This is a genomic window from Pseudomonas donghuensis, from assembly GCF_000259195.1.
Taxonomy (GTDB): domain Bacteria; phylum Pseudomonadota; class Gammaproteobacteria; order Pseudomonadales; family Pseudomonadaceae; genus Aquipseudomonas; species Aquipseudomonas donghuensis.
Genome location: NZ_JH650782.1, coordinates 1 through 23671, shown reverse-complemented (window position 1 = coordinate 23671; position 23671 = coordinate 1). Strand labels below are relative to the sequence as shown.

24 protein-coding genes and 1 pseudogene are annotated in these 23671 nt (G+C 62.3%); 13 read left to right on the top strand and 12 right to left on the bottom strand.

Going from position 1 to position 23671, the window contains the following annotated elements; all coding sequences use genetic code 11:
- The first annotated feature begins 41 nt into the window (after window positions 1-41).
- The gene (locus UW3_RS0123870) at window positions 42-980 is read left to right on the top strand and encodes a LysR family transcriptional regulator (RefSeq protein ID WP_026001500.1); all 939 of its coding nucleotides are present in this window, start codon (window positions 42-44) and stop codon (window positions 978-980) included.
- A gap of 136 nt (window positions 981-1116) precedes the next feature.
- Here UW3_RS0123870 and UW3_RS0123865 read toward each other — a convergent pair whose 3' ends face one another.
- A complete protein-coding gene (locus UW3_RS0123865; protein WP_010226311.1) occupies window positions 1117-1599 on the bottom strand; it encodes an elongation factor GreAB in 483 nt (160 codons plus the stop codon).
- A gap of 4 nt (window positions 1600-1603) precedes the next feature.
- Window positions 1604-1990 carry a hypothetical protein gene (locus UW3_RS0123860; protein ID WP_010226309.1) on the bottom strand — a complete coding sequence of 129 codons (387 nt, stop codon included), beginning with the start codon at window positions 1988-1990 and terminating at the stop codon, window positions 1604-1606.
- A 122-nt stretch (window positions 1991-2112) separates the two neighbouring features.
- Here UW3_RS0123860 and earP point away from each other — a divergent pair, with 122 nt between their 5' ends.
- Both earP and efp read left to right on the top strand, forming a co-directional pair.
- Window positions 2113-3246 (top strand): elongation factor P maturation arginine rhamnosyltransferase EarP, encoded by a 1134-nt coding sequence (earP, locus tag UW3_RS0123855; protein WP_010226308.1) that lies wholly within the window; start codon window positions 2113-2115, stop codon window positions 3244-3246.
- 48 nt (window positions 3247-3294) lie between these two features.
- Entirely contained in the window at window positions 3295-3864 is a 570-nt protein-coding gene (gene efp, locus UW3_RS0123850) for an elongation factor P (protein ID WP_010226307.1), read from the top strand.
- A gap of 61 nt (window positions 3865-3925) precedes the next feature.
- Here efp and UW3_RS0123845 read toward each other — a convergent pair whose 3' ends face one another.
- From UW3_RS0123845 to UW3_RS0123835, 3 genes are all read right to left on the bottom strand, one after another.
- Complete coding sequence (locus UW3_RS0123845) at window positions 3926-4354, bottom strand: organic hydroperoxide resistance protein (protein WP_010226306.1); 429 nt, start codon at window positions 4352-4354, stop codon at window positions 3926-3928.
- 126 nt (window positions 4355-4480) lie between these two features.
- The gene (locus tag UW3_RS0123840; RefSeq protein ID WP_010226305.1) at window positions 4481-4942 is read right to left on the bottom strand and encodes a MarR family winged helix-turn-helix transcriptional regulator; all 462 of its coding nucleotides are present in this window, start codon (window positions 4940-4942) and stop codon (window positions 4481-4483) included.
- A gap of 56 nt (window positions 4943-4998) precedes the next feature.
- On the bottom strand, window positions 4999-5955 hold the full coding sequence (locus UW3_RS0123835; RefSeq protein WP_010226304.1) for a LysR family transcriptional regulator: 957 nt from the start codon (window positions 5953-5955) through the stop codon (window positions 4999-5001).
- Window positions 5956-6064: 109 nt separating this feature from the next.
- On the opposite strand from UW3_RS0123835, the gene UW3_RS0123830 reads away from it, so the two are divergent.
- On the top strand, window positions 6065-6814 hold the full coding sequence (locus UW3_RS0123830; protein ID WP_010226303.1) for a sulfite exporter TauE/SafE family protein: 750 nt from the start codon (window positions 6065-6067) through the stop codon (window positions 6812-6814).
- On the opposite strand, the gene UW3_RS0123825 is transcribed toward UW3_RS0123830, so the two are convergent.
- A complete protein-coding gene (locus UW3_RS0123825) occupies window positions 6804-7658 on the bottom strand; it encodes a LysR family transcriptional regulator (RefSeq protein WP_010226302.1) in 855 nt (284 codons plus the stop codon). The genes UW3_RS0123830 and UW3_RS0123825 overlap by 11 nt on opposite strands.
- 97 nt (window positions 7659-7755) lie before the next feature.
- Between UW3_RS0123825 and UW3_RS0123820 the strand changes: the two genes are divergently transcribed.
- Together UW3_RS0123820 and UW3_RS0123815 are read left to right on the top strand one after the other, a co-directional pair.
- Window positions 7756-7986 (top strand): DUF1127 domain-containing protein, encoded by a 231-nt coding sequence (locus UW3_RS0123820; protein WP_010226301.1) that lies wholly within the window; start codon window positions 7756-7758, stop codon window positions 7984-7986.
- Window positions 7987-8044: 58 nt separating this feature from the next.
- On the top strand, window positions 8045-9286 hold the full coding sequence (locus UW3_RS0123815; protein WP_010226300.1) for a winged helix-turn-helix domain-containing protein: 1242 nt from the start codon (window positions 8045-8047) through the stop codon (window positions 9284-9286).
- On the opposite strand, the gene UW3_RS0123810 is transcribed toward UW3_RS0123815, so the two are convergent.
- Window positions 9267-10613 (bottom strand): class II 3-deoxy-7-phosphoheptulonate synthase, encoded by a 1347-nt coding sequence (locus UW3_RS0123810; RefSeq protein ID WP_010226298.1) that lies wholly within the window; start codon window positions 10611-10613, stop codon window positions 9267-9269. The genes UW3_RS0123815 and UW3_RS0123810 overlap by 20 nt on opposite strands.
- A 129-nt stretch (window positions 10614-10742) precedes the next feature.
- On the opposite strand from UW3_RS0123810, the gene UW3_RS0123805 reads away from it, so the two are divergent.
- On the top strand, window positions 10743-11498 hold the full coding sequence (locus UW3_RS0123805; RefSeq protein ID WP_010226296.1) for a spermidine synthase: 756 nt from the start codon (window positions 10743-10745) through the stop codon (window positions 11496-11498).
- Window positions 11499-11854: 356 nt separating this feature from the next.
- Entirely contained in the window at window positions 11855-13516 is a 1662-nt protein-coding gene (locus UW3_RS0123800; protein ID WP_010226294.1) for a DEAD/DEAH box helicase, read from the top strand.
- A gap of 149 nt (window positions 13517-13665) precedes the next feature.
- On the opposite strand, the gene UW3_RS0123795 is transcribed toward UW3_RS0123800, so the two are convergent.
- Window positions 13666-14433, bottom strand: a complete 768-nt coding sequence (locus UW3_RS0123795; protein ID WP_010226293.1) for a DODA-type extradiol aromatic ring-opening family dioxygenase — start codon at window positions 14431-14433, stop codon at window positions 13666-13668.
- Between the two features lie 104 nt (window positions 14434-14537).
- Between UW3_RS0123795 and UW3_RS0123790 the strand changes: the two genes are divergently transcribed.
- Window positions 14538-15188, top strand: a complete 651-nt coding sequence (locus UW3_RS0123790) for a thiopurine S-methyltransferase (RefSeq protein ID WP_010226292.1) — start codon at window positions 14538-14540, stop codon at window positions 15186-15188.
- Window positions 15189-15236: 48 nt separating this feature from the next.
- On the opposite strand, the pseudogene htpX reads toward UW3_RS0123790, so the two are convergent.
- Together htpX and UW3_RS0123780 are read right to left on the bottom strand one after the other, a co-directional pair.
- Window positions 15237-16131 (bottom strand): annotated as a pseudogene (gene htpX / locus UW3_RS27605) (protease HtpX).
- Between the two features lie 225 nt (window positions 16132-16356).
- A complete protein-coding gene (locus tag UW3_RS0123780; RefSeq protein ID WP_010226289.1) occupies window positions 16357-17568 on the bottom strand; it encodes a pyridoxal phosphate-dependent aminotransferase in 1212 nt (403 codons plus the stop codon).
- A gap of 167 nt (window positions 17569-17735) precedes the next feature.
- Between UW3_RS0123780 and msrB the strand changes: the two genes are divergently transcribed.
- Window positions 17736-18128, top strand: a complete 393-nt coding sequence (gene msrB, locus UW3_RS0123775) for a peptide-methionine (R)-S-oxide reductase MsrB (RefSeq protein WP_010226288.1) — start codon at window positions 17736-17738, stop codon at window positions 18126-18128.
- Window positions 18129-18144: 16 nt separating this feature from the next.
- Window positions 18145-18630, top strand: coding sequence for a glutathione peroxidase (locus tag UW3_RS0123770; RefSeq protein ID WP_010226287.1), 486 nt, complete (start codon window positions 18145-18147; stop codon window positions 18628-18630).
- Here UW3_RS0123770 and UW3_RS0123765 read toward each other — a convergent pair.
- Entirely contained in the window at window positions 18623-20983 is a 2361-nt protein-coding gene (locus tag UW3_RS0123765) for a response regulator (protein ID WP_010226286.1), read from the bottom strand. The two genes, UW3_RS0123770 and UW3_RS0123765, sit on opposite strands and share 8 nt — an antisense overlap.
- Window positions 20984-21065: 82 nt before the next feature.
- On the opposite strand from UW3_RS0123765, the gene UW3_RS0123760 reads away from it, so the two are divergent.
- Both UW3_RS0123760 and UW3_RS0123755 read left to right on the top strand, forming a co-directional pair.
- Window positions 21066-21956: an ATP-binding protein gene (locus UW3_RS0123760; RefSeq protein WP_010226285.1), complete on the top strand. Its 891-nt coding sequence runs from the start codon at window positions 21066-21068 to the stop codon at window positions 21954-21956.
- Window positions 21953-22435 (top strand): GAF domain-containing protein, encoded by a 483-nt coding sequence (locus UW3_RS0123755; RefSeq protein ID WP_010226283.1) that lies wholly within the window; start codon window positions 21953-21955, stop codon window positions 22433-22435. The genes UW3_RS0123760 and UW3_RS0123755 overlap by 4 nt, the downstream gene beginning before the upstream one ends.
- Window positions 22436-22538: 103 nt before the next feature.
- Here UW3_RS0123755 and UW3_RS0123750 read toward each other — a convergent pair whose 3' ends face one another.
- Window positions 22539-23306 (bottom strand): hypothetical protein, encoded by a 768-nt coding sequence (locus UW3_RS0123750; protein WP_010226281.1) that lies wholly within the window; start codon window positions 23304-23306, stop codon window positions 22539-22541.
- Window positions 23307-23671: the final 365 nt, after the last annotated feature.

Here is a 23671-nt window from a genome sequence, read left to right as displayed (position 1 = left end):
CAGTAATCGCTATAGTCTGTGTAAACCAGAAGTATGGAATCATCGGTATGGAATCCTTCAGCAGCATCGAGTGTTTTGTCCGCAGCGCCGAAGTCGGCAGCTTTGCCGAAGCGGCGCGGCGCCTGAGCCTGACCCCGGCGGCGGTGGGCAAGAACGTCGCCCGGCTGGAGGCGCGCCTGGGCGTGCGCTTGTTTCAGCGCAGCACCCGGCGCTTGACCCTGACCGAGGCCGGGCAGCGTTTTCTCGGCGAGGTGGCGGCGAGTTTTCAGACCATCCAGTACGCCGTGGCTAACCTGGCCAGTGCCGAAGGGCAACCGGCCGGCACCCTGAAGGTGAGCATGGGCACGGTGTTCGGCCGCCTGTACATCGTGCCGCTGCTGGCCGAGTTCCTGCGGCGCTATCCGGCAATCAGCCCTGACTGGCATTTCGATAACCGTCAGGTCGACCTGATTGGCCAGGGCTTTGATGCGGCCATTGGCGGTGGCTTCGACCTGCCCCAGGGCGTGGTGGCGCGCAAGCTGACCCCGGCGCACCGGATTCTGGTGGCGGCGCCGACGTACTTGCAGCAGCATCCGCCCATTACCCAGCCCGCCGATTTGCACGCGCTGGACGGCATCCTCATTCGTTCTCCGCAGACCGGGCGGGTACGTTCCTGGCCGTTGACCAGCCGCGAGCGGGAGCAGAGCCCTTTGAGCTTGCGTTTGCGCATGACCATGAGTGACTCGGAGGCAGCCTGTGCGGCGGCGGAGCAGGGCCTGGGCGTGGCGCTGGTGAGCATGCCGTTCGCCGTGCCGTACCTGCAGGCTGGCCGGCTGCTGCGGGTGTTGCCGGACTGGTATGTGGACGACGGCAATATCTCGCTGTACTACACCGAGCACAAATTGCTACCGGGCAAGACCCGGGCGTTTGTCGATTTTGTCATCGAGCAGTTTGCCCGGCAGGGGTTGGCGCAGCGGTTTGATGCGTTGGGTGCTTTATGAGGGGGGCTGCTGTGCAGCCCATCGCCGGCAAGGCCGGCTCCCACAGTAAGGGCTCCTGCAGACCCCACACTGGATCAGGGCACGCCGAACCTGTGGGAGCTGGCCTTGCCAGCGATGGAAGGCGCAGCCTTCCTGATCACAGAACCTTGAGGATGGAGTAATTCTGGGGTACCCCGCCGAGCACCAGGCTCACCTCATCCTCTTCAACCTTGCCGATCAAACGTTGCCCCAGTGGCGAGCGCGGGGTGATCACCGTGACCAGTTGCGCCCCCTGGCCAATCTTCAGCCCGGCGCCTTCGGGCCCTAGAAACAGCTGCTGGCAAGTGCCGTTTTCGGCCTCGAGGGTCACCAGGTTGCTGACCTGGATCCCGCGTTGCGGGTCATAGTCGCGCAGCAACAATTGCTGGTACGCTGCCCGCGCCTGGCGGATTTCCTCCATGCGCCGGGCTTGCCCGGTGGCCAGGTACGACGCTTCAAGGCCCAGGGTGTCGTACTTGTTCTCGGCGATGTTCTCTTCGGCGGTGGCCGCTTCATAGGCGGTTTGCGCGGCGCGCTGGGCGACATCCAGATCAAAGCTCAGGGTATCGATGATGCGTTGCAGCAGGTCGGCTTTGGTCATGGGCTCAGTTGCAGAATTCAAGAACGAGGGCACGGCTTTTTTCGGTCGGCGCGGTGCGGTTCTGTTGCAGCCAGAACTGGCATTTGGGGTTGGACAGATTGCGCAGGCTGCCTTGCGCCTGCTCTTCGGCCTGCTGTACTTGCTGGTTGCGCAGGATCTGTTTGTATTGCTCGAACATCTGCTTTTGCGAGTCGGCTGTCTCCGGCGACGCCGGCGCCGTGGCTGGCGGCGCCAGCACCTGGCCGATCGGCTGCACCGTCGCTGGCAGCAGGCGCCCGGCCAGCCACAGGCTCAGGGCAATAGCCACAGCGCCAAGCCACAGGCCTAGCGCAATGCACAGGATCAGTTGCAGGGGTTTTAGGGTGATCTTCAATTCGCGAGGGCGGGGCATGATGGCCTCCTGGCCAGGACACGGGTTGCCATTGTCGCACGGTGCAACGGATTTTTTTCGTGCCACGCTTTTGTCAGTGATGATTTACCCGGACAATCGGCGCTTTTTCCAAGGGGCCAGCGATGAAAGCGCGGTGGGACATCTTCTGTTGTGTCGTCGATAACTACGGCGACATCGGCGTGACCTGGCGCCTGGCCCGGCAACTGGTGGCCGAGCAGGGCCTGGCGGTGCGCCTGTGGGTGGATGACCTGAAGGCGTTCGTGCGTATCTGCCCCGAAGCCCAGGCCGACGTCGCCCAGCAATGGCAGCAGGGCGTGGATGTGCGCCAATGGCCTTCCGATTGGCAGGACACTTCGGTAGCTGATGTGGTGATTGGCGCTTTCGCCTGTCAGCTACCGCCTGCCTATGTGCAGGCCATGCTCGAACAACCCCGTGCGCCATTGTGGTTGAACCTGGACTACCTCAGCGCTGAAGACTGGGTCGAAGGTTGCCATGGCTTGCCGTCGCCCCAGGCCAATGGCTTGCGCAAGGTGTTTTTCTTCCCAGGCTTTACCGCCAAGACCGGCGGCTTGCTGCGTGAGGCGAGCTTGCTGCCACGTCGCCAGGCGTTTGAGCAGGACCCGGCCGCACGCAAGGCGTTTCTGCAGGGGCTAGGTGTAACGCCAGAACGCAATGCCCGGCTGATTTCGCTGTTCGCCTACGAAAACCCCGGCGTCGCCAGCTGGCTGGATGCCCTGGCTGCCGACTGCCGCGCCAATCACCTGCTGGTGCCCGAAGGCCGGGTGCTGGGCGACGTTCAGGCCTGGCTCGGCGAGCAGGCGCTGAGCGTAGGCAGCATTGCCCGGCGCGGTGCCTTGACCGTGCAGATCCTGCCTTTCGTCAGCCAGGACGATTACGACCGGCTGCTCTGGTGCTGCGATTTCAACGCGGTGCGTGGCGAAGATTCGTTCGTCCGCGCGCAATGGGCCGCACGGCCGCTGCTCTGGCATATCTATGTGCAGGAAGAGTATGCCCACTGGGAAAAACTCGAAGCGTTTCTCGATCTGTACATCCAGGGATTGTCCGCGCCCGCCGGGGCCGCGCTGGTACAATTGTGGCGTGCCTGGAACATGGACAACGACATGGGCCAGGCCTGGCAACAGGTGCTGGCGCACTGGGACGAGCTGGACCAGCACGCCCGCCGCTGGAGCGCGGTGCAAGCCGCTCAGCCGGACCTTGCCACGGCGCTGGTACAGTTTTACCGAAATTGGCTATGATATGCGGCCTCGATTTTTGTAAATCCATCCAAATTCGGATATCTCGCAATGAAAACTGGTAAAGAGCTGAAACCCGGTACCGTACTGCGGATCGACAACGACCCGTGGCTGGTTCAGAAAACTGAATTCACCAAGTCGGGCCGTAACAGCGCGATCATGAAGACCAAGCTGAAGAACCTGCTGACCGGCTACAAGACCGAGACCGTTTACGGTGCGGACGACAAGCTGGACGACGTGATCCTGGATCGCAAAGAAGCGACCCTGTCGTTCATCAGCGGTGACTCGTTCACCTTCATGGACACCACCGACTACACCATGTACGAACTGAACGCCGAAGACATCGAGGCCGTTCTGCCGTACATCGAAGAAGGCATGGAAGACGTCTGCGAAGCCGTATTCTTCGAAGGCCGCCTGGTATCGGTAGAACTGCCGACCACCATCAGCCGTCAGGTTGTCTACACCGAGAACGCTGCTCGCGGCGACACCTCGGGCAAGGTCATGAAACCTGCCAAGCTGAAAAACGGCACTGAAATCAGCGTTGCTGACTTCATCCAGATCGACGAGTGGATCGATATCGACACCCGCGACAACAGCTTCAAGGGCCGTTCCAAGAAGTAATTCTTGCGCCCATGAAAAACCCGGCCTTGGCCGGGTTTTTTTATGCCTGGTGTTTTATCGCTCAGACAGTGACATGCAAGCGTACATCGACGTTGCCACGGGTGGCATTGGAGTACGGGCAAACCTGGTGGGCAGCTTCAACCAGTTGCTCTGCCTCAGCCTGCTCCAGCCCCGGCAGGTCGATGTTCAGGTCGATATCCAGACCGAAGCCACCCGGAATCTGGCCAATACCAACCTTGGCAGTGATCGAGCTCTCGGCTGGCAGGGCCTTTTTCTGCTGGCCGGCAACGAACTTCAGGGCGCCGATAAAGCAGGCCGAGTAGCCGGCGGCAAACAGTTGCTCGGGGTTGGTGCCGTCGCCACCTGCGCCGCCCAGTTCTTTGGGGGTGCTCAGCTTGACTTCCAGCTTGCCGTCGCTGGAGCGCGAACTGCCGTCGCGGCCACCGGTGGATTTGGCTTGGGCAATGTACAGCGGAGTGACCTTTTGCATGATGAGCCTCGCTTGTGAGTTGCGCCGCGGCGCTGAGTGGGTACGGGAATTAAGTTAGCGCGCAATTATTTAGTGCGCAAGATAATTTTCGGCTGACCTACCAACGGTCATTTCTCAGCATAGCGCTCAGAGGTTTTTTTGCAGGTTGGCGCGCAGTTCCAGCAAATCGGCCTGCAGCTGTTGCAGGCGTTCGAGGTTCTCGCCGCTGGCGGCCAGAATGCAGTGGGGCACGTCTTTGGCCCGGGCTTGCAGGGCTCGGCCCTGATCGCTCAGTTGCACCAGCACCACCCGTTCATCTTCGCGGCTGCGGCTGCGCTTGAGCAGGCCTTCGGCTTCCAGGCGTTTGAGCAACGGTGTCAGAGAACCCGGATCGGTCAGCAGGCGCTGGCTGATCTCTCCGACGGTCAAACCGTCCTGTTCCCACAGCACCAGCATTGCCAGGTACTGTGGATAAGTCAGCCCGAGTTTGTGCAGCAGCGGTTTGTAGACCTTGGTCATCAGCAACGAAGTCGAGTGCAGGGCAAAGCACACCTGGTTGTCCAGGAGCAGTTCGTCGCAAGGAACAGGCGCTTTAGGGTCGGCGTTCATGCACATCCTTCAATGGGTTGGGTCCTTTAAATTTAGCACGCAGGTCATTAGCGCACTTACTGCCAGCGCAGCTCGCTTTGCAGCGCCAGGTCCCACGGCGGGATCGGGCTGAAGCGGTGCTTGAGGAATTCGAGCAGCAAACGGCTGCGAGAGTTCGTTTCATGTTCCAGGCGCAGGGCATAGATGCCGCTGCTTTCGGCGCTGGGCAGGCCGTTGTCACAGAATAGCGGCAGCAATTCGCCACGCAGCAGGTATTCGCTGATCAGCCAGGTGGGCAGGTGGGCAATGCCCAGGCCTGCCAGGGCGCCGAACAACAGGGTTTCGGCGTTGTTGGCACTCATGCGCATGCGGGTGGGGCGATACAGGCGCATCTGCCCCTCGACCGCGAAGCGCCAGGCGAAGGGCGGGGCCAGGCCGTCCCAGTCCAGGCCGTGGTGTTCGGGTAATTCAGCGGGGCTGGCGGGAATGCCGCGCTGGGCCAGGTAAGCGGGGCTGGCGCAGGCAATGCGGACCATGTAGGCCAGCGGTGTGGCCACCAGGCGGGTATCGGCCAGGGGCCCTGCGCGCAGCACCAGGTCGACTTCGCCCAGGTGCGAGCCGTGCAGGTCGACGAAGCTGTCGATCAGGCGCAGTTGCACATCCAGCCCCGGATAGGCCACCAGAAAGTCGGCGATGGCCGGGGCCAGGTGGCGGCGGCCAAAGGCGGCCGGGGCGTCGATGCGGATCAGGCCTTCCGGGGCGTTGCTCAGCGATACCGCTTCAGCGCGGGCCAGGCGCAGCTCTTCGACAATCCTGCGGGCGCGTTCGGCAAAGGCATTACCCGCCGGGGTCGGCCGTACCGCATGGGTGCTGCGCACGAACAGGCGGCTGCCGACCGCGTTTTCCAGGGTGTCGATACGCCGCGCCACCGCCGAAGGCGTCAACGGATGGCGCCGGGCGGTGGCGGAGAAGCTGCCGGTTTCCAGTACATCAAGAAACAGGCTGAGTTGTTCGGTCAGGGCATCGGGGTTCATGCTGAAGTCTGCTTTTGCGTAAATAGCATAGCCATTGTGCGTTGCTGTGCGTTTCCCCGCTAGCACCAGCTCGGTAGCATGCACCGATTGGTATTTCAGAGAGACGGCAATGATCGAGTGGGCGATGTACATAGCGCTGGGCGCGGCACTGGGCACGGTGGGCGGGTTGTTCGGCATCGGTGGCGGGCTGATCGCGATTCCGGCGCTGGGGGTGTTGTTCGGCCTCGACCAGCAACTGGCCCAAGGCACCGCGCTGGTGATGGTGGTACCGAATGTGTTGCTGGCGCTGTGGCGGTATCACCAGCGAAATCGCATCGAACTCAAACATGCCTTGCCGCTGGCCGCGACCAGCTTTGTTTTCGCCTGGCTCGGTTCGATCTGGGCGGTGGGTGTGGATGCCCAGGCCATGCGCTTTGGCTTTGTGCTGTTCTTGGTGGCGCTGGCCGCCTGGAACCTGGCGCGGATGTTCATGCGTACGGCGCAGCCGTCCAGCGAGCTGCGCCAGCCCTGGCCGTGGCTGGGCGTGCTGGGCAGCGGCGCCGGGGTGCTGGGCGGCTTGTTCGGGGTCGGTGGGGCAGTGGTGGCGACCCCGGTGCTGACCAGCGTGTTCGGCACCACCCAGGTGGTTGCCCAGGGGTTGTCACTGGCCCTGGCAGCCCCCAGTACTGCCGTCACCTTGCTGACTTACGGCGTGCATCAGCATGTGCAGTGGAGCATGGGCATCCCGCTGGCTATCGGTGGCCTGCTGAGCATCAGCTGGGGTGTGAAACTGGCTCACGCCCTGCCGGAAAGAGTCCTGCGTTCACTGTTCTGTGGGTTTCTGGTGCTCTGTGCGGTGATGCTGGCCTTCAAGATCTGAAGCCTTCGATGATGTAGTCGGCCAGGCAGTCGGTCATTTCCGACTGCGTGGTGCGATTGCGCAGCAGCATGATGCTGGCGGTGGGCAAGGGTGGCAGGCCTTCGGCTTCGCCAATGATCTGCAGGTCGCTGGTGATCAGGCTCTGCAACTGCGCGGTGACCGCCAGGCCGGCACTGACCACGGCCATGATCGCCGCGGTGCTAGCGCTGGTGTAGGCGATCCGGTACTCCTTCTCGATGGCATCCAGGGCATTGCAGGCCCAGGTCCGGCAATAGCAATCGCAGTTGAACATCGCCAGCGGCAGAGGGTTGTGCTCATGCGGGCAGAAGCCCCGGGCTTGCACCCACACTGCGCGCTCGCGGCGCAGCAACTGGCCGATTTCGTTGCCCGGTTCGCGGGTGATGATGGTCAGGTCCAGATCCTGGCGTTGCATCAACTGCCGCGAGCTTTCGCAGTGCACTTCGACCTGAACCAACGGGTAGGCCTGGGCGAAACTGGACAGGATGCCCGGCAAAAAGCGCATGGCGTAGTCGTCCGGCGTACCGATGCGCACCACCCCGACCATGTGCGGCATGCGCAGGGTATTGAACACCTCGCCGTGCAGCTTGAGGATGCGCCGGGCGTAGCCGAGCAGCACCTGGCCCTCGGCAGTCAGGCGCACCTGGCGGCCATCGCGCTCGAACAGCTGGCGCTGGATGATGTCCTCCTCCAGGCGCTTCATCTGCATGCTCACCGCCGACTGGGTACGATTGACCACTTCGCCGGCACGGGTGAAGCCGCCGTGTTCGGCAATGGCGACGAAGGTGCGCAGCACGTCGGAATCGATACTCTGGTACTGGGACAAGGCATCAATCTCCTAGATGTATTACATAAGAAACATTCGTTGGATTGATCTTATGCCGGACCTGACACTGTCGTCATCCCAACAGGAGGGTAAGACGATGAAAGGTCAGAAATCGCTTGTTCTGCAGTACTCAACGTCCCAGCACAGCTGGTTTTACCAGCTCACCCACGTCGCGGCCCAACGGCTGATGCGTTGGCGCCAACTGCACCGCGAGCGCCGCGAACTGGCGCGCCTGAGCGATGCGGCACTGGACGATATCGGTCTTAGTCGGGCGGATATCCTGCGCGAGGTGGAGCGGCCATTCTGGGAGGATCCACTGAAAAAATGAGTCGCATCATCGAGGTGCCACGACTAGTGTAAGTGGGCTTGTTCACAAGGAGCCGGGCATGCCCACCACACAGTCCCTTTCCCTGGCCCAGGCGCGCCGCCTGGCGCTGTCGGCACAAGGCTTCAACACTCGCCAGACAAGCGCGTCGATGGGGGCCGCGCAGCTGCAGCGGATGATCGAACGCCTGGGGGTGGTGCAGATCGACTCGGTCAATGCCCTGGTACGCTCCCACTACCTTCCGCTGTTTTCCCGTCTTGGCAGTTATCCACAAGCGCTGCTTGATCAACTGGCCTGGGGCCGCAACCGTCAACGCAAACTCTTCGAGTACTGGGGTCATGAGGCCTCGCTGCTGCCGCTTTCGCTGTACCCGTTGCTGCGCTGGCGCATGGACCGTGCGCGTCAGGGCCAGGGCATCTTTCAACAGCTGGCGCGCTTTGGCCGCGAGCAGCAAGCGACCATCGCCCGGGTGCTGGCGGCGGTGACCGAACAGGGCGCTCTGGGCGCGGGCAGCCTGTCGACCCGCCAGGAGCGTGCCGGCCCGTGGTGGGACTGGAGCGCTGAAAAGCACGCGCTGGAGTGGCTGTTTGCCGCGGGATTGGTCAATGTCGCCGGTAGGCGCGGTTTCGAGCGCCTGTACGATTTACCCGAGCGGGTGCTGCCGGCGGCATTGCTTGAGCAACCGCCAATGAATGAGGCCGACGCGCAACGCGGACTGTTACTGCATGCCGCGGGTGCGTTGGGGGTGGCTACCGAGAAGGACCTGCGAGACTACTTTCGCCTGGCCCCCGGCGATAGCCGCGCACGGCTGGCCGAGCTGGTCGAGGAGGGCGCATTGCAGGCCTGTGCGGTGCAGGGCTGGACGCAAGCGGCGTACTGCCTGGGTTCGCCACGGGTGCCGCGCAAGGTGAGCAGCAGCGCCTTGCTTTCGCCCTTTGACTCGCTGGTCTGGGAGCGGGAGCGCACCGAGCGTCTGTTTGATTTCCGCTACCGGTTGGAGATCTACACGCCTGCGCACAAACGTGTGTACGGCTATTACGTGCTGCCGTTCCTGCACAACGAACGCATTGCCGCACGGGTCGACCTGCGTGCCGAGCGCGCTAACGATTGCCTGGCGGTACACGCGGTGCATGAAGAACAGGCGGGGCTGGATGAGGCGGGCATGCAGGCCCTGGCTGAAAGCCTGCAGCGCATGGCCGCCTGGCTGGGCCTGGCCGAGGTGCAGTTGAACTGCCCGCGTGCCAGTGCCGCACGCTTGCGCGAGGCGCTGGCACGCAGTGACCTCAGCGACGTACCTGCTTGAGGGTTTCGGCAATCAGGAAGGCCAGCTCCAGTGACTGATCGGCGTTCATCCGCGGGTCGCAATGGGTGTGGTAGCGGTCGGAGAGGGCGTCTTCGGTGATTGGCCGGGCGCCGCCGATGCACTCGGTGACGTTCTGCCCGGTCATTTCGATATGAATCCCCCCTGCATGGCTGCCTTCGGCCTGATGGACCTGGAAGAACTGCTTGACCTCGCTGAGGATCTGGGCGAAATCGCGGGTCTTGTAACCGCTGCTGGCCTTGATGGTGTTGGCGTGCATCGGGTCGCAGCTCCACAGCACCTGGCGCCCTTCGCGCTCGACGTTGCGGATCAGGGCCGGCAGATGTTCGCCGACCTTGTTCGCCCCCATGCGCACGATCAGGTTGAGGCGGCCGGGGTCGTTGTCCGGGTTGAGCACGTCGATCAGGCGAATCAGCTCTTCGCTGTTCATGCTCGGGCCGACCTTGACCCCGATCGGGTTGTTCACCCCGCGCAGGAACTCGACATGGGCGCCATCGAGCTGGCGGGTGCGGTCGCCGATCCAGAGCATGTGCGCCGAGCAGTCGTAATAGTCGTTGGTCAGGCTGTCGCGACGGACGAAGGCTTCTTCATAGTTCAGCAGCAGCGCTTCGTGGGCGGTGAAGAAGCTGGTTTCGCGCAACTGCGGCGAGCTGTCCAGGCCGCAGGCGCGCATGAAGGCCAGGGTTTCGTCGATGCGGTCAGCCAGCTGGCTGTACTTTTCTGCCAGCGCCGAGTTGGCGATGAAGTCCAGGTTCCACTTGTGTACCTGATGCAGGTCGGCGAAACCGCCCTGGGCAAAGGCGCGCAGCAGATTGAGGCTGGCAGTGGACTGGTGGTAGGCCTGCAGCAGGCGCTCCGGGTCCGGGATCCGGCTCTTTTCATCGAAGCCGATGCCGTTGACGATGTCGCCGCGGTAGGCCGGCAGGGTGACGCCGTCAATGGTTTCATCGCCTGCCGAGCGCGGCTTGGCGAACTGCCCGGCCATGCGCCCGACCTTGACCACCGGGCAACCGGCGGCAAAGGTCATGACAATGGCCATTTGCAGCAGCACCTTGAAGGTGTCACGAATCTTGGCTGCCGAGAACTCGGCGAAACTCTCGGCGCAATCGCCGCCTTGCAGCAGGAACGCGCGGCCCTGGGTGACCTCGGCGAACTGACGGCGCAGTTCCCGGGCCTCGCCGGCAAAGACCAGCGGCGGGTAGCTGGCCAGGGTCTGCTCGACCTTGAGCAGGTGCGCGGCATCGGGGTAGCTCGGTTGTTGCTGGATCGGCAGGGCGCGCCAGCTGTCAGGACTCCAGGGGTGGTTCATCACGGGCTCGATCTGGTCGGAAAAGGGCTGTCTGCCATGTTAACAGGTGCCACGTACCTTGTTGCACTGGCGCCATTGACGGACAATGGCGGTTTTTGCTTGGTACAGCGGCGCCTGCCGGGAGACAGCATGACAGAGGAACGGGTAGAGCGGCTGCTGGCCCAGGTCCACGATCAGTACGGCACCATCAGTGTGCTGGAAGTCGATGACTATCGCTTTCTCGAATTTGGCGAGGCGATCGAGCAGAGCTGTGTGTTCACCGCCGACCCGAGCTGGCTGGAGTACGACTACACCCGGGCCATGCTGATTGGCGCGCTGGCCCACCCCGAACCCGAGAGCGCGCTGTTTCTGGGCCTGGGGGCCGGTACCCTGACCCAGGCGTGCCTCAAGTTCCTGCCGCTGGAAGACGTCGAAGCCATCGAACTGCGCCCGGATGTGCCGCGCCTGGCCATCGAGTACATGGGCCTGGATGATGATCCGCGCCTTTATATCCGCATTGGCGATGCGATGGAGCTGCTGGAAACCGCCGAGTCCGCTGACTTGATTTTCGTCGACCTGTACACCGATCATGGCCCGGGTGTTGCGCACCTGGCCTGGCGTTTTCTGGAGGATTGCCAGCAGCGTCTGAATCCCGGTGGCTGGCTGGTGATCAACCAATGGGCCAGCGATGACGGCAAGCCGTTGGGCGCTGCGTTGTTGCGCGGGCTCTACCATCGTCATTACTGGGAACTGCCGGTCAAGGAGGGTAACGTCATCCTCATGGTGCCGGCTGACCTTGAGCAGCAGCTCGATCTGCCCGGCCTCACCGCCAGGGCCGAGGCGCTGGCGCCACAACTGGGCTACTCGTTGCAACCGCTGATCGGCGCGATCCGCCCGGCGTCCTGAGGCGCGTCACTGGGTCACTGGCGGAAAATCGATTCAGCCGCCGGTGCGGTTATCTTCCCGGGCCCGCCTTGGCGTGGCCTGGCGCTGGCGTGGTTGATTAAAAAAAACTCCCGTGAATTGCGAATTCAGGTATAGTACGCGCCGGTCTTTCACCGGACCTCGTTTAAGGTAGTGCAATTCCCCGAAGCCAGCTTCGGCTGCGCGTCCGCCCCGCGGACTCTCCTTGACGTTCCTTTTTTTCTTCAATCGTTTTCGCAAATCCCCGCCGACAAAGCTGCCAGGGTGACCTTCGGGTCTTACAAGGCATGTGCAGCTTTGGAGCATGGGTCTTTGCGGATGCACTTAGAGGCAGACCCATGACCCAGGAAACCGGCGGCTTCGCCGCTCTCGAACTTCATCCGAGCATTGTTGCTGCAGTGCTGGCTACCGGCTACGAAGAGCCGTCCGCCATTCAGCAGCAATCGATCCCGATTATTCTCGCTGGTCACGACATGATCGGTCAGGCGCAGACCGGTACCGGTAAAACCGCTGCCTTCGCTCTGCCAATCCTGCACCGCATCGACCCGAGCAAGCGCGAGCCGCAAGCCCTGATCCTGGCGCCAACCCGTGAGTTGGCGCTGCAAGTAGCCACCGCTTTCGAAACCTACGCCAAGCAGATGCCGGGCGTAACCGTGGTGGCCGTGTACGGTGGTGCCCCGATGGGCCCACAACTGAAAGCTATCCGTAACGGCGCGCAAATCGTCGTTGCTACCCCGGGCCGTCTGTGCGACCACCTGCGTCGCGACGAGAAGGTCCTGGCGACCGTCAACCACCTGGTGCTCGACGAAGCCGACGAAATGCTCAAGCTGGGCTTCATGGATGACCTCGAAGTGATCTTCAAGGCCATGCCGGAAAGCCGTCAGACCGTGCTGTTCTCGGCCACCCTGCCTGCTTCGATCCGTGCCATCGCCGAGCGCCACCTGCGCGAGCCGAAGCACGTCAAGATCCAGAGCAAGACCCAGACCGTCACCGCCATCGAACAAGCCCACCTGATGGTCCACGCCGACCAGAAGGTTTCCGCTGTCCTGCGCCTGCTGGAAGTGGAAGAGTTCGACGCGCTGATCGCCTTCGTGCGGACCAAGCAAGCCACCCTGGACCTGGCCAGCGCCCTGGAAGCCAAAGGCTACAAAGCCGCTGCGCTGAACGGTGACATTGCCCAGAACCAGCGTGAGCGCGTGATCGACTCGCTCAAGGACGGCCGTCTGGACATCGTCGTCGCCACCGACGTCGCTGCCCGTGGCCTGGACGTACCGCGCATCACTCACGTGTTCAACGTCGACATGCCGTATGACCCTGAGTCCTACGTTCACCGTATCGGCCGTACCGGCCGTGCGGGTCGTGAAGGCCGTGCGCTGCTGCTGGTTACCCCGCGCGAGCGTCGCATGCTGCAGGTGATCGAGCGTGTGACCGGTCAGAAAGTTGCCGAAGTTCGCCTGCCGAACGCTCAGGCCGTTCTCGATGCCCGCATCAAGAAGCTGACCAACAGCCTGGCGCCGTTGGTTGCCGATGCTGAGTCGACCCACGGTGATCTGCTTGATCGCCTGACTGCCGACATCGGTTGCAGCCCGCGTGCCCTGGCCGCTGCCCTGCTGCGCAAGGCTACCAACGGTCAGGCCCTGACCCTGGAAGCCGTCGAGAAAGAGCAGCCGCTGGTTCCGACCTACACCCCGCGTGAGCGCACTGGCGATCGTCCAGAGCGTGGCGAGCGTGAGCGTGGTGCACCGATGCCGCTGGGCGAAGGTCGTGCTCGCTGCCGTACCGCGCTGGGCGCGCGTGACGGTATCGCCGCCAAGAACCTGCTGGGCGCCATCCTCAACGAAGGCGGCCTGGCCCGCGAAGCCATCGGCCGCATCCAGGTGCGCGACAGCTTCAGCCTGGTCGAGCTGCCGGAAGAAGGCCTGGAGCGTCTGCTGACCAAGCTCAAGGACACTCGTGTTGCCGGCAAGCAGCTGAAGCTGCGCCGTTACCGCGAAGACTGATCCGCGAGCGATAAAAAAATCCCCGACTGGTTCGGGGATTTTTTTTGCCTGTGCCAAGCTGTGGCGCTGTCCGTGGGAGCAACTGTCTGTAGTGGGAGCGTGCATCTACCCTGTGGGAGCCGGTCTTGCCAGCGATCAAGCGCGCAGGATCAGTCGAACCGGTAGATATCCATCCCCAACGCCCCGAGCGTAAACCCCTGGTGGGCAATCCCGAAGCGCCCACCTGCACCCCGGGCGAAGTACAGCGGCAACAAGTGCTCATCGCTCGGATGGTTGCGCACTGCAAACGGCGCCCGCTGGCGGTAGTCATGCAGGGCAGGGGTGTCGTCGGCTGCCAGCTTGTCGATCATCCAGTCACGAAATGCCAGGGCCCAGGGCTCGACGCTGTCCGGGCCGGCCTGCCAATCCAGTTCGCGCAGGTTGTGGGTAATGCTGCCTGAGCCGATCAGCAGGATGCCTTCTTCGCGCAGCCCGGACAGCGCTTTGCCCATCCGTTCCTGCAGTTGTGGGCCCAGCTGGCTGGGTAGTGAAACCTGTACCACGGGAATGTCGGCGGCCGGGTACATCAGCGACAAGGGTACCCAGGCGCCATGATCGAACGGTCGCTTGGGGTCCAGGCGGGCCGGCAGGCCGGCATCGCACAGCAGGTGCTTGAGGCGTTCGGCCAGCGCCGGCTCGCCGGGCGCGGGGTATTGCACGGCAAACAGGGCGGCGGGAAAACCGCCGAAGTCATGCCAGGTCTCGGGGTGGGGATGGCTGGATATCCACAGCTCGCGGCTCTCCCAGTGCGCGGAGACCACCACGATGGCCTTGGGTCGCGCTAGTTGCCTTGCCAGGCGCTGCAGGGCCGGGCCGCTGGCGCCTGGCTCGAGGGCGAGCATCGGCGAGCCATGAGAAATAAACAGGCTGGGCAGCATGGGGAGCGTCCTGAGGGTTAAGATGGGGCTATCTTCAGGCAGATCATTGATCTAATTCCAATATAAGTTTTTGCATAATCTGATCGAATAATTCGAGGTATGCCATGCAGGCAGAGTTCTGGCACAAGCGCTGGGCAGACAACCAGATCGGCTTTCATCAGGGGCAGGTCAACAGCTACCTGCAACAATATTGGCCGGCCCTGGGCCTGGCGTCCGGCAGCAAGGTGCTGGTGCCCCTGTGTGGCAAAAGCCTGGACCTGGCCTGGCTGGCCGGGCGGGGCCATCGGGTGCTCGGCATCGAGCTTTCCCAGCGTGCCGTGGAGGACTTTTTCAGCGAGCAGCAGTTACAGCCTGAGGTCGCTCAGCAAGGTGTGTTCACGACCTATCGCAGCGGTAATCTGGAGCTTTGGTGCGGAGATTTCTTTGCCCTGAATGCTGAAGATATCGCTGACTGCAGTGCGCTGTATGACCGAGCGGCGGTGATCGCCTTGCCGCCAGCGTTGCGCGAGCGCTATGCGGCGCTGCTCGGCGGGTGCCTGGCGCAAGGTTGCCAGGGGCTGTTGATCAGCATGGATTACGACCAGGCCCTGCTGCCGGGGCCGCCCTTTGCCGTGGGCGATGCTGAGGTGCAGCAGTTGTTTGCTGACTGGCAGCCTCTTGAGCTGGAGGCGCGGGACATTCTCGCCGAAAGCCCCAAGTTCGTTCAGGCCGCAGTGCCGCAGCTGTCCGAGCGGGTGTACCGCCTGCAGCGCTGAAATGCAAAAGGGCGACCGAAGTCGCCCTTTTTTGTTACCGGTGTCCGATCAGCCGCGACGGCGCAGGGCTTCGATACGGTCTTCCAGCGGCGGGTGGCTCATCAGCAGGCCAGCCAGGCCCTGCTTGAGGCCGCCATTGATGCCGAAGGCATTGAGGGTGTCGGGCATGTGCACCGGCACGCCTTGTTCCGAGCGCAGGCGCTGCAGGGCGCCGATCATTGCGTTGGTGCCGGCCAGGCGGGCACCGGCTTCGTCGGCGCGGAACTCGCGTTTGCGCGAGAACCACATGACGATGATGCTGGCCAGAATGCCCAGTACCAGTTCGGCGACGATGGTTGCAATGTAGTAGGCAATGCCCTGGCCTTCTTCGTTCTTGAAAATCACCTTGTCGACGAAGTTGCCGATGATGCGGGCAAAGAACATCACGAAGGTGTTGACCACGCCTTGCACCAGGGCCAGGGTGACCATGTCGCCGTTGGCCACGTGGCCGATTTCGTGGGCCAGTACGGCGCGCACTTCATCGGGCGAAAAACGCTCGAGCAGGCCCTGGCTGACCGCTACCAGGGCATCGTTGCGGTTCCAGCCGGTGGCGAAGGCGTTGGCCTCGTAAGCCGGGAAGATACCGACTTCCGGCATCTTGATGCCGGCTTCGCGGGACAGCTCCTCGACGGTCTGCAGCAGCCATTGTTCGTGGCGGGGGGGGGGGGCGCGGTTGGCTGATGATCTGGGTGCCGGTGCTCATCTTCGCCATCCACTTGGAGATGAACAGCGAGATCAGCGAGCCGGCAAAGCCGAATACCGCGCAGAAAATCAGCAGCTGGTCGAGTTTGAGGTCAACCCCGTTGGCCGCCATGAACCCGTTGAAGCCAAACAGGCTCAGGGTAATGCTGGCAATCAGCACAACCGCGAGGTTGGTGGCCACAAACAGTAAGATGCGCATCATGGTTGTTACGTTCTCCTGACGGATAAAAGTGTCACGTATGCGGGGTATATAAGGTGCGCGCTGCGGTGATTCAACCGGGCGACTATTTCAAACTGTGTACTTGCCTGTATTACAGACGAATTCCAGCAACCCGCACGCCAGAGCGGCGGGTGATATCAGTGCTGAAAACTCGGTGTGTAAGGTCTGCGCCGCTAATGGCGCAGACGATTCCATATCAACGGTAGGTTACTGCTGATATGTCTTCAGGAAGTTTCCGATACGGCCAATGGCCTGCTCCAGGTCGTCGACCCGGGGCAGGGTCACCACGCGGAAGTGGTCCGGCCACGGCCAGTTGAAGGCTGTCCCCTGAACGATCAGCAGTTTCTCCGAGAGCAGCAGGTCGAGGACGAATTTCTCGTCGTTGTGGATCGGGCAGACCTTCGGATCAATGCGCGGGAACGCATACAGCGCACCCATCGGCTTGACGCAACTGACCCCGGGAATGCTGTTGAGCAGCTCCCAGGTACGGTTGCGCTGCTCGAGCAGGCGGCCTTGCGGCAGTACCAGGTCGTTGATGCTCTGGTAGCCACCGAGGGCGGTCTGGATCGCGTGCTGGCTCGGCACGTTGGCGCACAGGCGCATGTTGGCCAGCATGTCGATGCCTTCGATGTAGCTCTGGGCGTGATGCTTGGGCCCGGAGATGGCCAGCCAGCCGGAACGGAAACCCGCCACCCGGTAGGACTTGGACAGGCCGTTGAAGGTCAGGCAAAGCAGGTCCGGCGCCAGCGAAGCGGTGCTGATGTGCACGGCTTCGTCGTAGAGGATCTTGTCGTAGATCTCGTCGGAGAACACCACCAGGTTGTGCTGGCGGGCCAGTTCGAGCATACCCAGCAGCAGCTCGCGCGAGTACACCGCGCCGGTCGGGTTGTTCGGGTTGATGATCACCAGGGCCTTGGTGTTGGAGGTGATCTTGGCCTTGATGTCGTCCAGGTCCGGGAACCAGTCGGCCTGCTCGTCGCACAGGTAGTGCACCGGGTTGCCGCCGGCCAGGCTTACCGCGGCGGTCCACAGCGGATAGTCCGGAGCCGGGATCAGCACTTCGTCGCCATTGTTGAGCAGCGCCTGCATCGACATCACGATCAGTTCGGAGACGCCGTTGCCCAGATAGATGTCTTCAATGCCGACACCTTCTACCTGCTTTTGCTGGTAGTACTGCATGACCGCCTTGCGCGCGCTGAACAGGCCTTTGGAGTCGCTGTAGCCCTGGGCGGTCGGCAGGTTGCGGATCACGTCCTGGAGGATCTCGTCCGGCGCCTCGAAACCAAAGGGTGCCGGGTTGCCGATGTTCAGCTTGAGGATGCGATGGCCTTCCTCTTCCAGGCGTTTGGCGTGCTTGAGCACCGGGCCGCGAATGTCGTAGCAGACATTGGCGAGCTTGTTCGATTTGCTGACCTGCATGATGTGATCCCGATTAGAAAAGATCGCCGCGCAATGCGCTGTGAAAACGTTTGAAATGCGTGTGACGCGGGTGCCAGACTGATGTCTGATGAGGCGCAATAATATACGTGCCGCCCGCCCTGTGGAAAAGCCATGGCGCGGGGTTTTTGGACAGATGAGGCCTGATGATGGAAAAACTCGAGAAAACCCTCGAAGAATGGCGCTCCATGCTCGACCCCGAGCAGTACAACGTGTGCCGCCTGAAGGGCACCGAGCGGCCGTTCAGCGGCAAGTACAATGGCACCAAGACCGACGGCGTCTACCATTGCATCTGCTGCAGCGAAGCGCTGTTCGATTCGAAAGCCAAATTTGACTCCGGATGCGGCTGGCCCAGTTTTTACGAGCCGATTGCCGACAGCGCGATGATCGAGATTCGCGACACCTCCCACGGTATGATCCGCACCGAGGTGACCTGCGCCAAGTGTGACGCCCACCTGGGGCACGTGTTCCCTGACGGCCCGCCGCCGACCGGGCTACGCTATTGCATCAACTCGGTCTGCCTGGACCTGGTGCCCCGCTGATAAAAGGAGAAAGGTCATGGCTGACGCAATGCTGAAGATCCCCTGCATTACCCTCACCGGTGAGCAAAAAGCCCTGGCCGATTACCCCGCCAAGGCGCTACTGGTGGTCAACACCGCCAGCCAGTGCGGTTTTACTCCGCAGTACAAAGGCCTGGAGCAGCTCTGGCAGCGTTATCGCGAACAGGGGCTGGTGGTGCTGGGCTTTCCCTGCAATCAGTTCGGCAAGCAGGAGCCCGGTGATGCGCGGGAGATCGCGCAGTTCTGCGAGCTCAACTTCGGTGTCAGCTTCCCGTTGTTTCGCAAGATCGAGGTCAACGGCAGCGGTGCCCATCCGTTGTTCGTCGAGTTGAAAAAGCGCGCGCCCGGTTTGTTCGGCTTGCAAGGGATCAAGTGGAACTTCACCAAGTTCCTGATTGATCCGGCCACCGGCAAGGTCAGCCGCTATGCGCCAAGCACCAAGCCGGACGCCTTGACCGGCTCGATCGAAAAGCTGCTCAGGTAGCCGTCAGCGGCACCCAGTGATCGATCAGCGCCAGCAGTTCTTCGCGGCGAAACGGTTTGGCCAGGTAATCACTCATCCCCGCTGCCCGGCAACGTTCGCGTTCCTCGGGCATGGCGTTGGCGGTCAGGGCGACGATCGGCAGGTCTGGCCAGCGTCCGCTCTGGCGGATGCGCCGGCTGGCTTCGTAGCCGTCCATCACTGGCATGTTGCAGTCCATCAGCACCAGGTCGAATGGTGCCTGTTCCAGCTGTTCCAGGGCTTCGGCGCCATGGGCGGCAACGCTGACCTCGCAGCCGAGCTTGGCCAGCATGCCCTTGGCCACCAATTGATTCACCGGGTTGTCCTCGACCAGCAGGATGCGCGCGCGCCGTTCACTGTGCTGGGCGCCGTCCAATGGGGACTGGTTGATGTTGTCGGTGCCATGCAGGGTGCGCCGCAGCGTCTGATACAGGGCATTGCGCGCCAGCGGTCGCGCCTGCTGCTGCAACGGCGCCAGGTGTGCGGCCTGTTCACCGGGCAGGAAGTTGCCATAGGCGGTCACCAGCAGAATCGGCGCGCTGATCTGCGGGCGCAGGCTGAACAGGCAGTCCAAGTCGTCGGTGATCAGCAGGTCTGGCTGTGCCTGCCCAAGTTGCGTCGGATGATCGTAGCGCTGGTAGTCCAGGCCCCAGCCGGGCAGCAGGGTGAGCAACAGTTCGGCCAGGCCGCTGCTGGCATTACTGATTGCGGCAACGCTACCCTGCAACGGTTGTGCAGGGACTGCCGGGGTGTGGCTGGGCAAGGGCAGTTCGGCGCTGAACTGGCTACCGAAACCGGCTTCGGAGCTGATGCTCAGGCGCCCCTGCATGGCTTCGCAGAGGTTGTTGGTGAGCGCCAGCCCCAGGCCGGTACCGCCGTACTGGCGTGTGATTCCGGCACCGGCCTGGGTGAAGGGCTGGAAGATCCGCACCTGGGCTTCACTGGGGATGCCGATGCCGGTATCGCAGACGTCCAGGCGAATACCGCCGGGGTAGCTGGTCAGGCGCACATCGACACGGCCGAAGCGGGTGAATTTCAAGGCATTGGACAGCAGGTTGCTGACGATCTGCCGCACCCGGGTTGGGTCGCCGAGTACCATCGAGGGAAACAGCGGATCGATCAGGCAGGTCAGCTCGACACTCGGTGCTGCGTTCTGCGACAGCAGATTGGCGGTGTCTTCGACCAGGGCGCCGAGGTCGAAGGGGATGCGCTCGAGTTCAAGCTGCCCGGCGTCGAACTTGGACAGGTCGAGAATATCGTTGAGCAGCTCGACCAGCACTTTTCCCGAGTCGTGGGCGATCGACAGCTGTTGACGTTGCTCGGCATTGAGCGGGCTGTCCAGGGACAGGGCGATCATGCCCAGCAGGCCATTGAGCGGCGTGCGAATTTCGTGGCTCATGTTGGCCAGGAAGGCCGCGCGGGCCTGAGCCATGTCCAGGGCGCGGCGCCGGGCGACTTCGAGCTCTTCATTGGACTGGCTCAGACGGGTGTTGCTGGCCTTGAGCTCATTGGTGCGCGCCGAGACGATGTTCTCCAGTTCGTTGAGGTAATCGGTCAGGCGGTTTTCGGCGTTGCGCCGTTGCTGGATCTCGGTGGCCATGCTGACGAACTGCTGGTTGGCGACCTTGACCAGCACGCCGATCTCGTCGAGTTCATGGCCCGGTGGGAACGACAGCTTGGACTGCGACGGATTGCGTGAGTCGCTGTTGCTCAAGGCCCTGATCACCCGTACCAGCGGTTGGGTCAGCATGATGTAGAACAGGCCGAGAAGAATGCCGGTCAGAATCAGGCTGCGGATGAAACCGTTGAGCAAGGTGACTTCGGCACGCTTGAGAAAGCGGCTGCCGAAGGCAAAAGTGTCGACGTCCAGGAACAGCGTGCCCAGGGACTCGTCGGGCATATGGCTGAGAAACAGCCGGTCCTGGAACTGGCGTGACTCACTGAAGAGGAAATCGCTGATCAGCCGGTAGCTGCTTTCCTGGCGTGGGCGCTGAACATCGGCGAGTACGGTGTCGTTGTTGTCGATCAGCCAGGCGCGGGTGATCGCCGGCGATTGCAGCAAGCCGCGGGTCAGCTCCTGGGCCAGCTCGGCATCGATGTTGTACGCGATGCGCGAGGCCGGGTTATGGCTGATTTCCAGCAGCGACAGCATCTCGCGGTTGATAGAGGCGTCTTCACTGGCATAATCGATACCGATCTGGATGAGACTGAGCAATGTACCCAGGATGAAGCCGACCAGGACCGTCAGCCGGGCTTGCTTGTAGGACAGGCGATTGGTGAACTTGATATCCATGAGTCCCGAGCCAGTTTCACATTCCGTGCGCTGCGCAAGCATAGCCGATCAGTCCCGGCTGCTGGCACGCCCTGTCACACATTCAGCTATGCCTTTGTCCTTGCAACTGTCTTGAGGAAATCTTGTGGACTCTCGTTTGAATGCTTTTCTGGAACGTGCAGAAACCGTGCTTGCCCGCCTTGAGCCCTTGTTGCCGGCGGTGCGTGCGAACATCGACTGGTCGCAATGCCTGGCTGCGCGCTGGCAGCGTGATGGCCGTAGCGGCTACCTGTTGCCGCTGGAGGTCAGCCTCGACATGCGCCTGTCCGACCTGATCGGTGTCGATCAGCAGCGCGAGCAACTGGGGCGCAACACCCGCCAGTTTCTTGATGGCATGCCTGCCAACCATGCACTGCTCTGGGGTTCGCGCGGTACCGGCAAGTCATCGCTGGTGCGAGCGTTGCTGGCCGAGCATGCCGAGGCCGGCCTGCGCCTGATCGAAATCGAGCGTGATCACCTGGCCGACTTGCCGCGGGTGGTTGAGCAACTGCAGAAACTGCCGCAACGCTTCGTGCTGTTCTGCGATGACCTGTCGTTCGAAGCCGGGGAGGGCGATTACCGGGTGCTCAAGAGCGTGCTCGATGGCTCGCTGGAGCAGGCCCCGGATAACGTGCTGCTGTACGCTACCTCGAACCGCCGCCACCTGGTGCCGGAGAAACAGAGCGACAACGAAAACTGGAAGATGGTCGACGGCGAGCTGCACCCCAACGAGGCGGTGGAAGACAAGATTGCCCTGTCTGACCGCTTCGGCCTGTGGCTGTCGTTTTACCCCTTCACCCAGGAGCACTTCCTCAACGTGGTCGAACACTGGATCGGCCAGCTGGCCCGGCGCGCGGAGCTGGTCTGGAGCCGCGACGAGGAGCTGGACATTCTCGCTGTACGCTGGGCGACCGGCCGCGGCAACCGTAACGGCAGATGCGCCTACCAGTTCGCCCGCTATTGGGTCGGGCTGAAACTGTTGGAGCAAAAACCATGATCGACCTCAACGCTACCGGCGCTGGCCTCGAAGGCTACGGCCTGCTGGCGGCCCAGCTGGAAGCCCTGTTTGCCGATGAGCGTGACTTCATTGCCAACGCCGCGCAGTTTTCGGCGTTCCTCTATAGCCAGGTCGATGACTTGAACTGGGCTGGCTTCTACCTCAATCGCAACGAGCAACTGGTGCTCGGGCCGTTTCAGGGGCAGGTGGCCTGTGTGCGTATTCCCTTCGGTCGCGGTGTATGCGGTGCGGCCGCGGCCAGCCGGGAAACCCAGCGGGTCGAAGACGTGCACGCATTTCCCGGGCACATTGCCTGTGACAGTGCATCGAACAGTGAGCTGGTGATTCCGCTGGTCAAGGACGGGCGCTTGATTGGCGTGCTGGACCTGGACAGCCCTAAGCTGGCGCGCTTCAGTGAGGTGGATCAGGCGGGGCTGGAGCGCTTGGCGGGGATCTTTCTGCGTTTGACTGATTGCTGACGAGCGCTTTGCGCTCGATCGCCGGCAAGGCCGGCTCCCACAAGGTTCGGTGTATACAGGACCTGTGGGAGCCGGCCTTGCCGGCGATCGGGTCAACCAGAACTCAGTCGTAGATGACTTTCTTCTTCCAGTCTTCGGTGGTGTCGGTTTTCAGGCCTTCGGTCAAGGCGTTGGTTTCGTCCGCGGCCGGTTCCAGCTGGCTCAGCACCTGAGCGTTGGCGCGGGCCAACAGCTTCTCCATGTACTCGAGCTGCTCGCGGTAAACCGCCGGGTCCGGCTGCTTGCGCAAGTACTGCACGCCGCGCTCGAACGCCAGGCGTGCATGCCCTGGCTGGTTTTGCTGCAGCGCCTGCTGGCCGAGGTTGTTGAAGAACTCGATGTGCAGCAGTACCAGGATATGGCGGATTTCCTTGACCCAGTACTTGGCCTCGTTGGTCGGCAGGAAGCCTTCCTGAGCAGCACGGGTAATCTGGTTATGCATGCCTTCGAGCAGGAAGCGGACATCCTTGGCCCGGGCTTCGGTTTGAATCGGCATCGGCGGATTGTTCACCGGCAGCGCCTCACCCTTGGCGATCAGCCCTTCAAGCTCGGCAATCCGCGCCCGGATGTCGCGGCTGTGTTTGTCCAGGGCCAGTCGGCGCTGGTTGAGGTTGAGTTCCAGGCGGGTCAGTAGCAACTTGAGTGCCGGGGTCATCAACTGGCCAGGAAAGGTTTCGGTGATTTCGCCACAACGGCGCAAACGTTCGGCCAGCTCGATCTTCAGCCGGGCACGCTCGAGCTTGTTGTTCTCGACCACGTTGTTCAGGTAGCCGATCACGATCAATAACGCGATCCCCGCTACTATAAGCAGGGTGATCAGAAGTGGTGTCACCGTTAACGCCTCATACAGGATGATTTACTGTTTGAGTGTAGTGGCTAAGCTTTTAGCCGGATAGAGCTGTTTGGCAGTTGCCTGGGGGGTAGTTGATGGCCTTTTGCTTTCAACCTGCCGTGGCTGCTGGGCCGAAGGCGGGTAGGGCGTCAGAAAAAAAACGTCAAGCGTAAGGCGCGCGATGGCCTGGCAGAAGGCTGCAAAGCTTCGCGAAGTCATTGATTTAAATAAATTTATACAGAGGGGTTGACGGCTTATCAAAGCATCCCTAGAATGCGCGCCACTTGCAGCGTAAAGCACACAGCGAAACGCGGCAGGGAGTGAATGTTGTAGTGTGTCCCCTTCGTCTAGTGGCCTAGGACACC

What these genes read in the sequence shown, in the direction of transcription:
- UW3_RS0123795 (WP_010226293.1), bottom strand. Translation starts at nt 14,433, where the DNA reads ATGCTGCCCAGCCTGTTTATTTCTCATGGCTCGCCGATGCTCGCCCTC.
- UW3_RS0123790 (WP_010226292.1), top strand. Translation starts at nt 14,538, where the DNA reads ATGCAGGCAGAGTTCTGGCACAAGCGCTGGGCAGACAACCAGATCGGC.
- UW3_RS0123865 (WP_010226311.1), bottom strand. Translation starts at nt 1,599, where the DNA reads ATGACCAAAGCCGACCTGCTGCAACGCATCATCGATACCCTGAGCTTT.
- UW3_RS0123800 (WP_010226294.1), top strand. Translation starts at nt 11,855, where the DNA reads ATGACCCAGGAAACCGGCGGCTTCGCCGCTCTCGAACTTCATCCGAGC.
- UW3_RS0123845 (WP_010226306.1), bottom strand. Translation starts at nt 4,354, where the DNA reads ATGCAAAAGGTCACTCCGCTGTACATTGCCCAAGCCAAATCCACCGGT.
- UW3_RS0123765 (WP_010226286.1), bottom strand. Translation starts at nt 20,983, where the DNA reads ATGCTTGCGCAGCGCACGGAATGTGAAACTGGCTCGGGACTCATGGAT.
- UW3_RS0123830 (WP_010226303.1), top strand. Translation starts at nt 6,065, where the DNA reads ATGATCGAGTGGGCGATGTACATAGCGCTGGGCGCGGCACTGGGCACG.
- UW3_RS0123780 (WP_010226289.1), bottom strand. Translation starts at nt 17,568, where the DNA reads ATGCAGGTCAGCAAATCGAACAAGCTCGCCAATGTCTGCTACGACATT.
- UW3_RS0123805 (WP_010226296.1), top strand. Translation starts at nt 10,743, where the DNA reads ATGACAGAGGAACGGGTAGAGCGGCTGCTGGCCCAGGTCCACGATCAG.
- msrB (WP_010226288.1), top strand. Translation starts at nt 17,736, where the DNA reads ATGGAAAAACTCGAGAAAACCCTCGAAGAATGGCGCTCCATGCTCGAC.
- UW3_RS0123815 (WP_010226300.1), top strand. Translation starts at nt 8,045, where the DNA reads ATGCCCACCACACAGTCCCTTTCCCTGGCCCAGGCGCGCCGCCTGGCG.
- UW3_RS0123755 (WP_010226283.1), top strand. Translation starts at nt 21,953, where the DNA reads ATGATCGACCTCAACGCTACCGGCGCTGGCCTCGAAGGCTACGGCCTG.
- UW3_RS0123810 (WP_010226298.1), bottom strand. Translation starts at nt 10,613, where the DNA reads ATGAACCACCCCTGGAGTCCTGACAGCTGGCGCGCCCTGCCGATCCAG.
- UW3_RS0123820 (WP_010226301.1), top strand. Translation starts at nt 7,756, where the DNA reads ATGAAAGGTCAGAAATCGCTTGTTCTGCAGTACTCAACGTCCCAGCAC.
- efp (WP_010226307.1), top strand. Translation starts at nt 3,295, where the DNA reads ATGAAAACTGGTAAAGAGCTGAAACCCGGTACCGTACTGCGGATCGAC.
- UW3_RS0123840 (WP_010226305.1), bottom strand. Translation starts at nt 4,942, where the DNA reads ATGAACGCCGACCCTAAAGCGCCTGTTCCTTGCGACGAACTGCTCCTG.
- UW3_RS0123770 (WP_010226287.1), top strand. Translation starts at nt 18,145, where the DNA reads ATGGCTGACGCAATGCTGAAGATCCCCTGCATTACCCTCACCGGTGAG.
- UW3_RS0123860 (WP_010226309.1), bottom strand. Translation starts at nt 1,990, where the DNA reads ATGCCCCGCCCTCGCGAATTGAAGATCACCCTAAAACCCCTGCAACTG.
- UW3_RS0123835 (WP_010226304.1), bottom strand. Translation starts at nt 5,955, where the DNA reads ATGAACCCCGATGCCCTGACCGAACAACTCAGCCTGTTTCTTGATGTA.
- earP (WP_010226308.1), top strand. Translation starts at nt 2,113, where the DNA reads ATGAAAGCGCGGTGGGACATCTTCTGTTGTGTCGTCGATAACTACGGC.